The organism is Streptomyces sp. NPDC048352, assembly GCF_040651895.1.
Taxonomy (GTDB): Bacteria; Actinomycetota; Actinomycetes; order Streptomycetales; family Streptomycetaceae; genus Streptomyces.
This window is the reverse complement of record NZ_JBEZKZ010000125.1, coordinates 1-12,956: the sequence shown is the minus strand read 5'-3', so window position 1 is coordinate 12,956 and position 12,956 is coordinate 1. Positions and strand designations below refer to the sequence as shown.

At 74.0% G+C, this 12,956-nt stretch carries 12 protein-coding genes; 5 read left to right on the top strand and 7 right to left on the bottom strand.

What is annotated here, in order from left to right; all coding sequences use genetic code 11:
• Positions 1 to 58 precede the first annotated feature (58 nt).
• The 3 genes from AB0D45_RS33695 to AB0D45_RS33685 all read right to left on the bottom strand — a co-directional run bounded on the left by AB0D45_RS33695 (position 59) and on the right by AB0D45_RS33685 (position 3,699).
• Entirely contained in the window at positions 59 to 850 is a 792-nt protein-coding gene (locus AB0D45_RS33695; RefSeq protein ID WP_361608755.1) for a 3-oxoacyl-ACP reductase, read from the bottom strand.
• Between the two features lie 5 nt (positions 851 to 855).
• Positions 856 to 2,226: an aldehyde dehydrogenase family protein gene (locus tag AB0D45_RS33690; RefSeq protein WP_362466294.1), complete on the bottom strand. Its 1,371-nt coding sequence runs from the start codon at positions 2,224 to 2,226 to the stop codon at positions 856 to 858.
• A 99-nt stretch (positions 2,227 to 2,325) separates the two neighbouring features.
• Positions 2,326 to 3,699: a glutamine synthetase family protein gene (locus AB0D45_RS33685; protein WP_362466290.1), complete on the bottom strand. Its 1,374-nt coding sequence runs from the start codon at positions 3,697 to 3,699 to the stop codon at positions 2,326 to 2,328.
• 77 nt (positions 3,700 to 3,776) lie between these two features.
• Here AB0D45_RS33685 and AB0D45_RS33680 point away from each other — a divergent pair, with 77 nt between their 5' ends.
• The 4 genes from AB0D45_RS33680 (at position 3,777) to AB0D45_RS33665 (ending at position 7,691) form a co-directional block, all read left to right on the top strand.
• The gene (locus AB0D45_RS33680) at positions 3,777 to 4,523 is read left to right on the top strand and encodes an FCD domain-containing protein (protein ID WP_362466287.1); all 747 of its coding nucleotides are present in this window, start codon (positions 3,777 to 3,779) and stop codon (positions 4,521 to 4,523) included.
• 114 nt (positions 4,524 to 4,637) lie between these two features.
• Positions 4,638 to 6,101 (top strand): ethanolamine permease, encoded by a 1,464-nt coding sequence (gene eat / locus AB0D45_RS33675; protein WP_362466285.1) that lies wholly within the window; start codon positions 4,638 to 4,640, stop codon positions 6,099 to 6,101.
• Positions 6,102 to 6,147: 46 nt separating this feature from the next.
• Positions 6,148 to 6,855, top strand: coding sequence for a gamma-glutamyl-gamma-aminobutyrate hydrolase family protein (locus tag AB0D45_RS33670; protein WP_362466282.1), 708 nt, complete (start codon positions 6,148 to 6,150; stop codon positions 6,853 to 6,855).
• A 44-nt stretch (positions 6,856 to 6,899) separates the two neighbouring features.
• Positions 6,900 to 7,691 carry a hypothetical protein gene (locus tag AB0D45_RS33665; protein ID WP_362466279.1) on the top strand — a complete coding sequence of 264 codons (792 nt, stop codon included), beginning with the start codon at positions 6,900 to 6,902 and terminating at the stop codon, positions 7,689 to 7,691.
• Positions 7,692 to 7,770: 79 nt separating this feature from the next.
• On the opposite strand, the gene AB0D45_RS33660 is transcribed toward AB0D45_RS33665, so the two are convergent.
• Positions 7,771 to 8,688 (bottom strand): LysR family transcriptional regulator, encoded by a 918-nt coding sequence (locus tag AB0D45_RS33660; RefSeq protein WP_362466276.1) that lies wholly within the window; start codon positions 8,686 to 8,688, stop codon positions 7,771 to 7,773.
• A 70-nt stretch (positions 8,689 to 8,758) separates the two neighbouring features.
• Between AB0D45_RS33660 and AB0D45_RS33655 the strand changes: the two genes are divergently transcribed.
• Positions 8,759 to 9,880: a TDT family transporter gene (locus AB0D45_RS33655; protein ID WP_361608743.1), complete on the top strand. Its 1,122-nt coding sequence runs from the start codon at positions 8,759 to 8,761 to the stop codon at positions 9,878 to 9,880.
• On the opposite strand, the gene AB0D45_RS33650 is transcribed toward AB0D45_RS33655, so the two are convergent.
• From AB0D45_RS33650 to AB0D45_RS33640, 3 genes are all read right to left on the bottom strand, one after another.
• Positions 9,877 to 10,608, bottom strand: coding sequence for a helical backbone metal receptor (locus AB0D45_RS33650; RefSeq protein WP_362466273.1), 732 nt, complete (start codon positions 10,606 to 10,608; stop codon positions 9,877 to 9,879). The two genes, AB0D45_RS33655 and AB0D45_RS33650, sit on opposite strands and share 4 nt — an antisense overlap.
• Positions 10,609 to 10,612: 4 nt before the next feature.
• Positions 10,613 to 11,161, bottom strand: coding sequence for an XRE family transcriptional regulator (locus AB0D45_RS33645; RefSeq protein ID WP_362466292.1), 549 nt, complete (start codon positions 11,159 to 11,161; stop codon positions 10,613 to 10,615).
• A gap of 250 nt (positions 11,162 to 11,411) precedes the next feature.
• Positions 11,412 to 12,956: HAMP domain-containing protein (locus AB0D45_RS33640; RefSeq protein WP_362466271.1), on the bottom strand; the 1,545-nt coding region annotated here is incomplete at its 5' end.

Below are 12,956 nucleotides of genomic sequence, written 5' to 3'. Positions count from 1 at the left end.
CGCCCCGCGCGGGCGGGGCGCCCCCGGCCGCCCCGCGGGGGGGGGGCGGGCCCGGGGTTTACAGGGGGGTGACGTAGGCGCCGGAGATGCCGCCGTCGACCAGGAAGTCGGTGGCGTTGATGAAGGAGGAGTCGTCGCTGGCGAGGAAGGCGACCGCGGCGGCGATCTCGGTGGGTTCGGCGAACCGGCCGAGCGGGATGTGCACGAGGCGGCGGGCGGCGCGCTCGGGGTCCTTGGCGAACAGCTCCTGGAGAAGCGGGGTGTTCACGGGTCCGGGGCACAGGGCGTTGACGCGGATGCCCTCGCGGGCGAACTGGACGCCGAGTTCGCGGGACATGGCGAGGACGCCGCCCTTGGAGGCGGTGTAGGAGATCTGGGAGGTGGCTGCGCCCATGACGGCCACGAAGGAGGCCGTGTTGATGATGGAGCCGCGGCCCTGGCGCTGCATGTAGGGGAGGGCGGCCTTGCAGCAGAGGTAGACGGAGGTCAGGTTGACGTCCTGGACGCGGCGCCAGGCGTCGAGTTCGGTGGTGAGGATGGAGTCGTCGTCGGGGGGCGAGATGCCGGCGTTGTTGAAGGCGATGTCGACGGAGCCGTAGGTGTCGAAGGCCGTCTTGAAGAGGGCGTCGACCTGCTCCTTGTCGGTGACGTCGACCTGGACGAAGGTCCCGCCGACCTCCTCGGCGGCGGCCTTGCCGGCGACCGGGTCGATGTCGGCGCAGACGACGTCGGCGCCTTCGGAGGCGAGGCGGCGGGCGGTGGCGAGGCCGATGCCGCTGCCGGCTCCGGTGATGACGGCGGTACGGCCGACCAGGCGGCGGCAGACGATCTCTTCGGTGCGGTCGGTCATGGGGTTCAGGCCTCCGTGCTGATGAAGACGTTCTTGGTCTCGGTGAATGCGGTGAGGGCGTCGGGTCCGAGCTCGCGGCCGAGACCGGACTGCTCGTAGCCGCCGAAGGGGGTCCAGTAGCGGACGCTGCTGTGGGAGTTGACGGAGAGGTTGCCGGCCCGGACCGCGCGGGAGACGCGCAGGGCGCGGCCGACGTCGCGGGTCCAGAGGGAGCCGGAGAGTCCGTACTCGGTCGCGTTGGCCAGGCGTACGGCGTCCTCCTCGTCCTCGAACGGGAGGATGACGGCGACGGGGCCGAAGACCTCTTCGGTGGCGACGGGCGCGGTGGGGGCGGCGCCCGTGACGAGGGTGGGCGGGTACCAGAATCCGGGGCCCTCGGGGGCGGTGCCGCAGACGGCGGTGAGGTCGTCGGTGACGTAGGAGCGGACGCGTTCCAGCTGGGCGCGGGAGATGAGCGGGCCCATCTGGGTCTTCTCGTCGAGCGGGTCGCCCACGGCCACGGACTCGATGCCGGGGGCGACGAGTTCGAGGAAGCGGTCGTAGGCGGTGCGCTGTACGAGGATCCGGGTGCGGGCGCAGCAGTCCTGGCCGGTGTTGTCGAGGAAGGCCATGGGGGCGGCCGCCGCGGCGGCCTCCAGGTCGGCGTCGGCGAAGACGATGTTGGGGCTCTTGCCGCCGAGTTCGAGGGTGACGCGCTTCACCCGCTCGGCGCACTTGGCCATGATCTGCTTGCCGACGCGGGTGGAGCCGGTGAAGACGATCTTCGCGACGCCGGGGTGTTCGACCAGCGCGTCCCCGGCGACCGCTCCGTGGCCGGGGAGCACCTGGAAGAGGTGTTCGGGGATCCCGGCTTCGAGGGCGAGTTCGGCGAGGCGCAGGGCGGTGAGGGGGGTGGTCTCGGCGGGCTTGAGGAGGACGGCGTTGCCCGCGGCGAGGGCGGGCGCCAGGCCCCAGGCGGCGATCGGCATCGGGAAGTTCCAGGGGGCGATCACGCCGATGACGCCGAGGGGTTCGAGGAAGGTGACGTCGATGCCGCCGGCGACGGGGATCTGGCGGCCGGAGAGGCGTTCGACTCCCCCGGCGGCGTAGTCCAGCAGGTCGCGGACGTTGCCCGCTTCCCAGCGGGCGTTGCCGATGGTGTGGCCGGCCTCGCGGACCTCCAGCAGGGCCAGTTCCTCGACGTGTGCGTCGACGACCGCGGCGAAGCGGCGCAGGAGCCGGGCCCGGTCGGCGGGTGCGGCGGCGGCCCAGTGGCGCTGGGCGGCGGTGGCGCGTACGACGGCCGCGTCGACGTCGTCCCGTGTGGCGGCCGGGACGGTGGCGACGAGTTCCTCGGTGGCCGGGTTCAGGACGCTCAGACTGGCTGGGGCCAGCACATCGGTCACGTGGTGCCTCTCTGGTCTTTCGGTACCGGTCGTTCGGTGCCGGTCTGTCGGTGCCGGTCTGTCGGTGCTGCTCCACCGGTGCGGTGGGGGTCAGAGGCGTTCGAAGGAGCGGCGCAGCTCCCAGTCGGTCACCGCGGAGTCGTAGGCGTCGAGTTCGACGCGGGCCATGTTGCGGTAGTGGGCGACGACCTCGGGGCCGAAGGCGGCCTTGGCGATCTCGCTGTTCTCCCAGAGTTCCGCGGCCTCGCGCAGGGTGGTGGGGACGTGGGCGTAGTCGGCGGTGTAGGCGTTGCCGGTGCAGGGTTCGGGCAGTTCCAGCTGGTTCTCGATGCCGTACAGGCCCGCCGCGACCAGGCCGGCGACGGCGAGGTAGGGGTTGACGTCGCCGCCGGGGAGGCGGTTCTCGAAGCGGGTGGAGCGGCCGTGGCCGACCACGCGCAGGGCGCAGGTGCGGTTGTCGAAGCCCCAGGCGACGGCGGTGGGGGCGAAGGATCCCGGGCGGAAACGCTTGTACGAATTGACGTTGGGGGCGTAGAGAAGGGAGAAGTCGCGCAGTGCGGCCAGCTGGCCGGCCAGGAAGTGGCGCATCACGGTCGACATGCCGTGTTCCTGGTCGCCGTCGGCGGCGGCCATGGCGTTGCGTCCGTCGGCGTCGGTGAGCGAGAGGTGGATGTGGCAGGAGTTGCCCTCGCGCTCGTCGTACTTGGCCATGAAGGTGAGCGAGACGCCCTCCTGGGCGGCGATCTCCTTGGCGCCCGTCTTGTAGACGGCGTGCTGGTCGCAGGTGGTGAGCGCCTCGTCGTAGCGGAAGGCGATCTCGTGCTGGCCGAGGTTGCACTCGCCCTTGGCGGACTCGACGACCAGGCCGGCGGCCTGCATCTCGTTGCGGATGCGGCGCAGGAGGGGTTCGACGCGGCCGGTGCCGAGGACGGAGTAGTCGATGTTGTACTGGTTGGCGGGCGTCAGGCCCCGGTAGTTGGCGTTCCAGGCCTGCTCGTAGGTGTCCTGGAAGACCATGAACTCCAGCTCGGTGCCGACCATGGCGGTGTAGCCGAGCTCGCCGAGCCGCTCCAGCTGGCGGCGCAGGATCTGCCGGGGGGCGGCCACGACGGGGGTGCCGTCGTTCCAGCCCAGGTCGGCCATGATGAAGGCGCTGCCGGGGTTCCAGGGGATGCGGCGCAGGGTGGCGGGGTCGGGGCGCATGGCGAAGTCGCCGTAGCCGCGGTCCCAGGAGGACATCTCGTATCCGTCGACGGTGTTCATGTCGGTGTCGACGGCGAGGAGGTAGTTGCAGCCCTCGGTGCCGTGGGCGAGGACCTCGTCGAGGAAGAACTGTGCGGCGAACCGCTTGCCCTGAAGACGTCCCTGCATGTCGGGGAAGGCCAGGACGACGGTGTCGATCTCACCGCTCGCGACGAGGGCACGGAGCTCCCCGGGCGCGAGCGGCGGCTTGCGGTCTACCACTGGAATCTCTCCTTCGGTGAGCCGAGGAGGCCTAAGGTATTGAACAGAACCATTGCTTGGGAAGGGGAGGGGCCGAGATGACCGACACGGCGAGCGGCGGTGGCGCGATCGCGCGGCTGAATCCCGTGCTGCGGCAGGTGCGGGCGGGCAACGGTTTCGAGGAGGCCCTGGAGCAGATCCTCCAGGTGGTCCGGCTGGGCCTGGTGCCGGGCGGGGAACGGCTGCCGCCGGAGCGGGAGCTGGCGGAGCGGATGGGGATCAGCCGGGTCACCCTGCGCGAGGTGCTCAAGGTGCTCCAGGACCAGGGCCTGGTGGAGGCCCGGCGCGGGCGGTACGGCGGAACGTTCGTGCTGGCCCGCCCGGACACGCCGGCCGGCGGCGCCGAGGAGGAGCTGCGGCGGCGCGTGGCCGGGGTGGACATCGAGGACGTGCTGCGCTTCCGCGAGGTGCTGGAGGTGGGCGCGGCCGGGCTGTGCGCCTCGCAGGGGCTCTCGGAGGAGGGCGCCGAGCGGTTGCGGGCGGCGCTGGCGGCCACCCACGACGCCCCGCTCGCGGAGTACCGCCGCCAGGACACCCTCTTCCACCTCGCGCTGTGCGAACTCGCCGGCTCCGCCACCCTGACGGCCCAGTACGCGGCCGTCCGGGCGCGCGTGAACGACCTGCTGGACTGCATCCCGCTGCTGGTGCGCAACCTGGAGCACTCGCAGCAGCAGCACACGGCGCTGGTGGAGGCGGTGCTGGAGCGCGACGCGGAGGGGGCGCGGGCGGTGATGCGCGAGCACTGCTGCGGGACGGCGGCGCTGCTGCGCGGGTTCCTGGCGTGAGGCGCCGGGGGAGGTTTTCGTAACCCCCGTTTAACGCGGGGGTCTTGCGCGCTCCACACCCTTGACGCAAAGGTACGCCTCACAACCATTGCATTGCCCTAGGCAGGAGCGCACATGGCCGACGACATCGCACCCGTGCCCGTGTCCAGTCCCCCCTCCCCGGGGGACTCGGACGCCGCGTACCTCGAACGCCGCTCCCTGCGCCGCGGCAGCGCCGGCTGGCTGCTGCTGACCGGCCTCGGTGTCGCGTACGTGGTCTCCGGCGACTTCTCCGGCTGGAACGTGGGCCTGGACAAGGGCGGCTTCGGCGGCCTGGCCATCGCCACCGTGCTCATGGGCGCCATGTACGCCTGCCTGGTGTTCTCCCTCGCCGAGCTGTCCACGATCCTGCCGACGGCGGGCGGCGGCTACGGCTTCGCCCGCCGCGCGCTGGGCCCCTGGGGCGGCTTCCTGACCGGCACCGCCATCCTCATCGAGTACGTCCTGGCCCCGGCGGCGATCGTCATCTTCATCGGCGACTACGTCGAGTCCCTCGGCCTGTTCGGGCTGACCTCCGGCTGGCCGGTCTACCTCGGCTGTTTCGCCCTCTTCATCGGCGTGCACCTGTGGGGCGTGGGCGAGGCGCTGCGCTTCAGCCTCGTCGTCACCGCCGTCGCCGTGGCCGCACTGCTGGTCTTCGCCCTCGGGGCCCTCACCGGCTTCGACGCGGGCGCCCTGGACGACATCCCCGTGGACCCGGACGCGTTCGGCTCCGGCTCCTGGCTGCCCTTCGGCGTCCTCGGCATCTGGGCGGCCTTCCCCTTCGGCATGTGGTTCTTCCTGGGCGTCGAGGGCGTACCGCTCGCCGCCGAGGAGGCCAAGGACCCGGTCCGCTCCATGCCGAAGGCGCTCGCCATCGCCATGGGCGTCCTCACGCTGCTCGCCGTGATCACCTTCTTCGCCGCCACCGGCGCGCAGGGCGCCGACGCCCTCAGGACCGCCGGGAACCCGCTGGTCGTCGCCCTGGAGGGGGACGGCGGGCCGACCGCGCTCAGCCGTTTCGTCAACTACGCCGGGCTCGCCGGGCTGGTCGCCTCCTTCTTCTCGCTCATCTACGCCGGCTCGCGCCAGCTCTTCGCCCTGTCCCGGGCCGGGTACCTGCCGCGCTTCCTGTCCCTCACCTCGAAGCGCAAGGCCCCGTACCTCGGACTGGTGATTCCGGGCGCCATCGGGTTCGCCCTCGCGGCTGCCACCGGCGACGGCGCGCGGATGCTGAACGTCGCGGTGTTCGGGGCGACCATCTCGTACGCCCTGATGGCCCTCTCGCACATCGTGCTGCGCCGCCGCGAACCCGCGCTGGAACGGCCCTACCGCACCCCCGGAGGGGTCCTGACCTCCTCCGTCGCCTTCGTCCTCGCCCTGTCGGCGCTGGTCGCCACCTTCCTGGTGGACCAGGACGCGGCGCTCATCGCGCTCGCCGTGTACGCCGTCGCCCTCGCCTACTTCGCGCTCTTCAGCCGCCACCGCCTCGTGGCCTCGGCACCCGAGGAAGAGGCCGCCGCGCTGGCGGAAGCCGAGGCGGAGTTGACCCGCGGCTGAGAGCCTTGTACCGCCCCTCGATCCGGCACCATCCTGGAGGTAATCCGTGCCCAGGCCGCTCATCGGCATCACCGCCTACGTGGAGGAATCCACCCGCTACAACGTGTGGGACCTGCCCACGTCCCTCGTCCCGGCCGGGTACTACGAGCTGGTGCAGGCGGCGGGCGGCGCGGCCGTGCTGCTGCCGCCGGACGAACCGGAGCGGGCCGCGGAGGTGCTGAGCCGGCTGGACGGCCTGGTGGTCTCGGGCGGCCCGGACGTCGACCCGGCCCGCTACGGGGCCGCGCGCGACCCCCGTACGGGTCCCCCCGCGCGGGTCCGCGACGAATGGGAACTCGCCCTGATCGGGGCCGCCCTGGACGCCGACCTCCCCGTGCTGGGCATCTGCCGGGGCATGCAGGCGCTGAACGTGGCCCTGGGCGGCACCCTGATCCAGCACATCGACGGCCACGTCCACACCCCGGGCGTCACCTCCTGGCACCCCGTCAGCCCCGTCGCGGGCACCCGGTACGCGGAGCTGGTCCCGGAGGAGGCGGACGTCCCGACGTACCACCACCAGGCCGTGGACCGCCTGGGCCGGGAGCTGGTCGTCTCGGCGTACGCGGTGGACGGCACGGTGGAGGCCATCGAGATCCCCGACCGCTCGCGCTGGGTGCTGGGCGTGCAGTGGCACCCGGAGCGGGACAAGGACACCCGGGTGATGGCCTCGCTGGTCGAGGCGGCCGGAGCGCGCACGGCGGTCGCGGTGTCCTGACCCCCCGAATGGCCGCCCGTCCCGGCCGCGCGCAGGCTGGGAGGGTGCGGACGAAAGGCGCGGAAGGCCGCGGCAGGGCCACCGGCCCGGCGTCCGGGTTCCTGGAGAACCCGGTCGTCGGGATGGCGCCGTGGATCCTCTTCTCCCTGCTGGTCGGCCCGGGACGGTTCGAGGTCGCGGTCGGGATCGCCCTGGCCGCGGCCCTCGCGCTGGTGGTGGTGGGCCGGCTGGTGCACCGGGCCGCGTCCTGGAAGCTGCTGGAGCTGGCCGACGTGGTGTTCTTCGCCGCGCTGGCGGTCATCGGCGCCCTGGCGGGCGACGGCACGCTGCGCTGGCTGGAGACGTACGCGGGGGAGATCGCGAACCTCACCCTGACGGTGATCGCCTTCGGGTCGATGGCGGTGCGGATGCCCTTCACCCTCCAGTACGCCCGCGAGCGGACCGACCCGTCCCTGTGGCACGCGCCCGCTTTCCTGCGCGCCAACTACGTGATCACCGGCGCGTGGGGGCTCGCCTTCCTGGTGGCGGCCCTCGCGGGCGGCTTCGGCGACCTGGTGCTGCACAACCCCGACAACATCTGGACGGGCTGGATCATCCAGATCCTGGCCATCGTCGCCGCCGTGCGCTTCACGGTCTGGTACCCGCAGGTGCTCCGTGCCCGCGCGGACGGCCGGGGCGGGGCGCCGCGTGCGGCGGGGCTGCTGCTGCCGCTGGCGGGGCTGCTGGTGCCGATCGGCATCGCGGTGCTGGTCTTCGACGGGAACGTGTGGTGGCTGGGCGTGACCCTGATCGTCGCGGGCGGGCTCCTGACGAAGTCGCTCCAGGCACGCAGCTGAGCCGCACCGGTCCCGCCGCGCGGCACCGGGACCGAGTGCCGGGGTGCGGTTCCTCGACACCGGGGAGCGCCATTGCGCCTCAGCGCCGGGTCAGCGACAGCAGGTCGCGCGCCGGGCCCGCCGGGCGGGAGCCGGTGGGCCAGACCGCGCGCAGGGCACGGGCGAGGGCGGCGCCCGGGACGGGGACCTCCACCAGCCGGCGGGTCGACAGTTCGTCGTCCAGCGCGAGTTCCGACAGGACGCACGGCCCGGCCCCGCTGAGCGCCGCCGCCTTGACGGCGGTGGTCGAGGCCAGCTCCAGCAGCGGCTGGGCCAGTCCCCCGGACGCGGCGAGCGCGGCGTCCAGGACCTGCCGGGTGCCCGAGCCCCGTTCCCGCAGGATCAGCGGGCTGCGGGCCAGTTCCGCCGGCTCCACCCCGCGCGAGCGCCGCGCCCACGGGTGGGTCGGCGCCACCGCCACCACCAGGCGGTCCTGCGCGATGACGGCGGAGTCCAGGCCGTCGGCGACGGTCAGCCCCTCCACGAAGCCGAGGTCGGCCTCGTGCGCGAGGACCCGCTGGGCGACGTCGGCCGAGTTCCCGGCGTGCAGGGACACCGCCGTGTCGGGCCGCTCGCCGCGCAGGGCGATCAGCCACCCGGGCAGCAGGTACTCGGCGATGGTCATGCTGGCCGCCACCCGCAGCCGCGAGTCCCGCCGGCCCCGCAGCGCCTGGGCCCCCACGTCGAAGGCCTCGGCGGCCTCCACCACCCGCCGGGCCCAGTCGGTGACCAGCGCGCCCTCGGCCGTCAGCGTCGAGCCGCGCGGCGAGCGGTCCACCAGCGCCACCCCGAGCCGGGTCTCCATGGCCCGGATCCGGCTGCTCGCCGCCGGCTGCGTGATGCCCAGCCGCCGCGCGGCGCCGCTCAGGCTGCCCACCCGGGCCACCGTGAGCAGCAGCTCCAGCGCTCCCAGGTCCGGCACGCGGTGCGCGAGCGGAACCAGCTCCTCGTTACCCATAACATCAGTTTATGGCCTCATAGACCTGCGGCCTCTGCCGCATGTTCCCTCCCGACGGGACGCTGGGCCCATGGCCACCACCGTCGTACGCCCCCGCACCACCGCCGCACCCGTCCTGCGGACCCACAAGGTCCCGCGGCTGCGCCACCTCGCCCCCAACTGGTACGCCCCCGTCATGGGCACGGCGATCATCGCCAACGCCGGCGCGACCCTCCCGTACCAGCTCCCCGGCCAGCGCGTGGCCTGCCAGATCGCCTGGGCGCTGTCCGCCGTGGCCCTCGCCGTGCTGCTGGCCGCCCGGGCCGGGCACTGGCTCCACCACCGCGACCAGGCCCGCGCCCACCTCCTCGACCCGGCCGTGGCGCCCTTCTACGGCTGCCTCGCGATGGCCCTGCTGGCCGTCGGCGGCGGCACCCTGATCGTCGGCAAGGACCTCGTCGGGACGGGCGCCGCCGTCGCCGCGGACGCCGTGCTCTTCACCGCCGGCACCCTGATCGGCCTGGTCATGGCCGTGGTGGTGCCCTATCTGATGGTCGTCCGGCACGAGGTGGACGCCTCCCGGGCCACCCCCGTCTGGCTGCTGCCCGTGGTCTCCCCCATGGTCTCCGCCGCCGTCGGCCCGCTGCTGGTCCCCCACCTGCCCGCCGGGCAGCCCCGCGAGGCACTGCTGCTGGCCTGCTACGCCATGTTCGGCATCAGCCTGCTGGCCACCCTGCTGCTGCTCCCCCTGGTCTTCGGCCGGCTGGTCGTGAGCGGCCCGCTGCCCCTGGTGCTGACCCCGACCCTGTTCCTGGTCCTCGGCCCCCTCGGCCAGTCCACCACCGCCGTGAACCAGCTCGCCGACGTGGCCCCCGGGGCGATCGACGCCGCCCACGCGCACGCCCTCGGGGCCTTCGCGGTGGTCTACGGGGTGCCCGTCATGGGCTTCGCCCTGCTGTGGCTGGCCCTCGCCGTCTCGATGCTGGTCCGGGCCGCCCGTGGCGGCATGGGCTTCGCGATGACCTGGTGGGCGCTGACCTTCCCCGTCGGCACCTGCGTCACCGGCGCCGCCGGGCTGGCCCGCCACACCGGTCTGGACGCCTTCGCCTGGCTGGCCACCGCCCTGTTCCTGGCCCTGCTGACGGCCTGGCTGCCGGCCGCCGTCCACACCCTGCGCGGCCTGTTCGCCGGCCGCCTGCTGCCGGCCTGCTAGACGGCCCGCCTCCGGAGCGCCGCCTCCACGGCTGCCGCCAGCACCTCCGGGGCCCGTGCCAGGGAGGGCCCGTACCAGGTCAGGTGGCGGCCGCTGACCAGGGCGGCGGGCAGCCCGGGGAAGGCTTCCGGGCCGTCCGCGGCGGTGAAGCGGTACGGCTCGTCCGGCAGCACCACCAGATCGCAGCCGCTCGCGGCGAGCTCCGCCTGCGGCACCCTTGGATACCGCTCCGGGTGCTCCGCGTACACGTTGCGCACGCCCAGCCGGGCGAGCAGGTCCCCGGCGAAGGTGTCGCGGCCCAGCACCATCCAGGGCCGCCGCCACACCGGTACGAACGCGGTCAGGGATCCGACGGGCTCCACGGCCGCCCACGCCTGCTCGGCCCGGTCCAGCCACGGGGGCCGCTTCAGCCCCAGGGCCCCCACCAGCACCCGGTCCAGCTCGCTCAGCGCCTGCGGCAGGCTGCGGATCTCGGTGACCAGCACCTCCACCCCGGCCGCGCGCAGCGCCGCCAGGTCGGGGGCCCGGTTCTCCTCCTCGTTGGCGATCACGAGGTCCGGGCGCAGCTCCACGACCGCCCGTACGTCCGGGTTCTTGGTGCCCCCGATCCGCACGGCGTCCCCCAGGCCGGCGGGGTGCGTGCACCAGTCGGTCACCCCGGCCAGCACGCCGGGCGCGCTCACGGCCACCGCCTCGGTCAGGGACGGCACGAGCGAGACGACGCGCACCGCCTCAGCGCCCCGGCGAGGGCGGCTCGGAGGTGGCGTGGATGTGGTCGCCCACGGCGACGACCAGCAGCCGGGTGTCGTCGCTGACCGCCCGCCAGCGGTGGCGCACCCCGCCGGACAGGAACAGCGCGTCCCCGCACTCCAGCCGGTACGCCCGCCCCTCGGCCTCCACCTGGCAGGCGCCGGAGACCACGTACATCAGTTCGTCGTTGCGGTGCTGGTACTCGCGGCCCGCGTCCTGGTCGCCGGTGAACTCCAGCGCGTGCAGCTGGTGGTGGCCGCGCACCAGGGGGCGCACGCCCATCACCGGAGCGGTCCCGGACTCGTCCCCGGCCCGTACGAGGTCCACGGTGCGCGCCGTGTCGGAGGCGGCCAGCAGGTCGAGGGCCGTGGTCTCCAGCGCGTCCGCGACCCGCTCCAGCGAGCGCATGCTGGGGCGGGCCCGCTCGTTCTCTATCTGGCTGAGGAAGGGGACGGACAGGCCGCTGCGCGCTGACACCGCGGCGAGGGTCAGGTGCAGCGCGCGGCGCCGTTTGCGCACGGCGACGCCCACCCGCAGCGGCTCCTTGGAGTCCTTCTCCTTGTCGTGGGCGTCGGCCGCGCCCGCCCGCGCGGCCGCGTAGCGCCCGCCGTCCGCGGCGTCCGCGGTGCTTCCGTCTTCCTTGCCGTTCATGTCGGGGCTGCCCTCCCCTGTCCGTCGTCGCACATCGGTGTGCTCTAAGCACCTTACGCAGCAACCGCCTCCGGATTCGCGCGCAAGGGCCCAGCCGGCGGCGACCCGGCCGGTTCCCGTGGTTCCCCCGTCACCCTACGCGGGCCCCGCCCTTGCTCCACAGGGCGCGGTCGCCGTCGAGGACCACCACGTCACCGGCGGGACGGACCAGCAGCCGCGCCCCGGGGTGCCCGCCGGTCCCGCTGCTCCACACGCTCGCGCCCCCGGCGTCGCGCACGCTCAGCTCGCCGTCGGCGGAGAAGAGGGCCTCCCGGCCGGCGCCGCCGGTGCCCGCGTTCCACAGGCGGGCGCCCTCGGCGTCGAGCAGGACGAGGTCCCCGTCGGCCTGGAAGGCCAGCCGTACGGCGCCCGCGTCGAGGACGTCGCCGGCACGCAGGACGGTGCCGGCGTGGACCTCCACCGAGTCGTCGAGGCGGCCCTCGGCCAGGGCGCGCAGGGTGGGCAGCGAGGGCGTGAAGGCGTAGAGGGCGCCCTCGGTGCGCACGAACCGGCCGAAGCGCAGGGTGGTGGGGCGGCTGCCGCGCTCGGATGCGGTCTCGAAGGTGACGGGGGACTCCGGGCCGATGACCGGGTCCGCTCCGACGCGGGGGTTGCGGCCGGGCGGGAAGTCGGTCTCGTCGATCCACCGCTTGATGACGAACTCGTACTGCTGGACGAGGTCGGCCTGGTAGCCGACGAAGACCAGGCCGCGCGGGGCGCGCTGCTTCCCGGCGGGCCGCTCGAAGTCGTAGGCGGGGCCGTAGGGGATGCCGCGCCGGATGATCCGCCGGTTGTCCAGCTCGGCGGCGGCCAGCGGGGGCCGGCCGGGGGCGGGTACGAGGCCGTCGCGCGGGTTGCCCTTGCGGATGTGCGCGAACAGCGGGGTGCGCCGGCCGTCGGGGTCGTCCGCGTACTTCAGGGCGGCGTCCGGATCCGTCCCGAAGGGAGCGGGCTGCTCGGCGAGCGGGCAGCCCGCGACGGGCGTGCCGCCGGGCCACCGGCCGACGAGGCGGGCCGCGACCCAGGTCTCGGTCGCCTCGGGCGGCGCGGCCCCGGCCCTCTTGAGGTCGGCCAGCCGCTCGCGGGCCTGCGCCCACCAGCCCGGGACGTCCTGGGCCATCCTCCGCACCACCTGGAAGGAGCCGCCGGTGGCCCAGGCGGGCAGTCCGGCGGGCCGCCGCCCGGCCTTCTCCTGCCCGACGAGGAACTCCCCGGGCGGGACCAGACGGGTCCCCGGCTTGCCCTTCACGGTGGTCCCGTCGGCCAGGTCCGGTTCGTGGAAGCCGCGTACGCCGGGCTGGCTGATGCCGTCGGAGAAGCCGAAGTGCTCGTGCCCCTTCAGCGCCCCCGGCAGCTTGCCGCCGTTCTGCCGGAAGACGACCTCGCCGCCGGCCGGGCCGAGGGCCTCCTTGTGGCGGGCGACGGCGGAGGCGAGCCGGGCGGGGTCGTCCGCCGAGAGGCTGAGGACGGCGTGCACGGCGCCCCCGGGCTCCTCGGCGCCGAACAGCCACGAGCGGGGGGAGCTTTCGCCGGTGTCGCCGAGCGCCTCCGCGGTCCGGTTGAACGTCCGTGACAGATCGGCGAGTTCGTCGGTGCCCGACACGTCCAGCCGGTGGTCCAGCTCGCCCTCGCCGAG

Excerpts from the sequence above, each read along its gene's own strand:
- AB0D45_RS33695 (WP_361608755.1), bottom strand. The coding sequence starts at position 850 with ATGACCGACCGCACCGAAGAGATCGTCTGCCGCCGCCTGGTCGGCCGT.
- AB0D45_RS33680 (WP_362466287.1), top strand. The coding sequence starts at position 3,777 with ATGACCGACACGGCGAGCGGCGGTGGCGCGATCGCGCGGCTGAATCCC.
- eat (WP_362466285.1), top strand. The coding sequence starts at position 4,638 with ATGGCCGACGACATCGCACCCGTGCCCGTGTCCAGTCCCCCCTCCCCG.
- AB0D45_RS33660 (WP_362466276.1), bottom strand. The coding sequence starts at position 8,688 with ATGGGTAACGAGGAGCTGGTTCCGCTCGCGCACCGCGTGCCGGACCTG.
- AB0D45_RS33655 (WP_361608743.1), top strand. The coding sequence starts at position 8,759 with ATGGCCACCACCGTCGTACGCCCCCGCACCACCGCCGCACCCGTCCTG.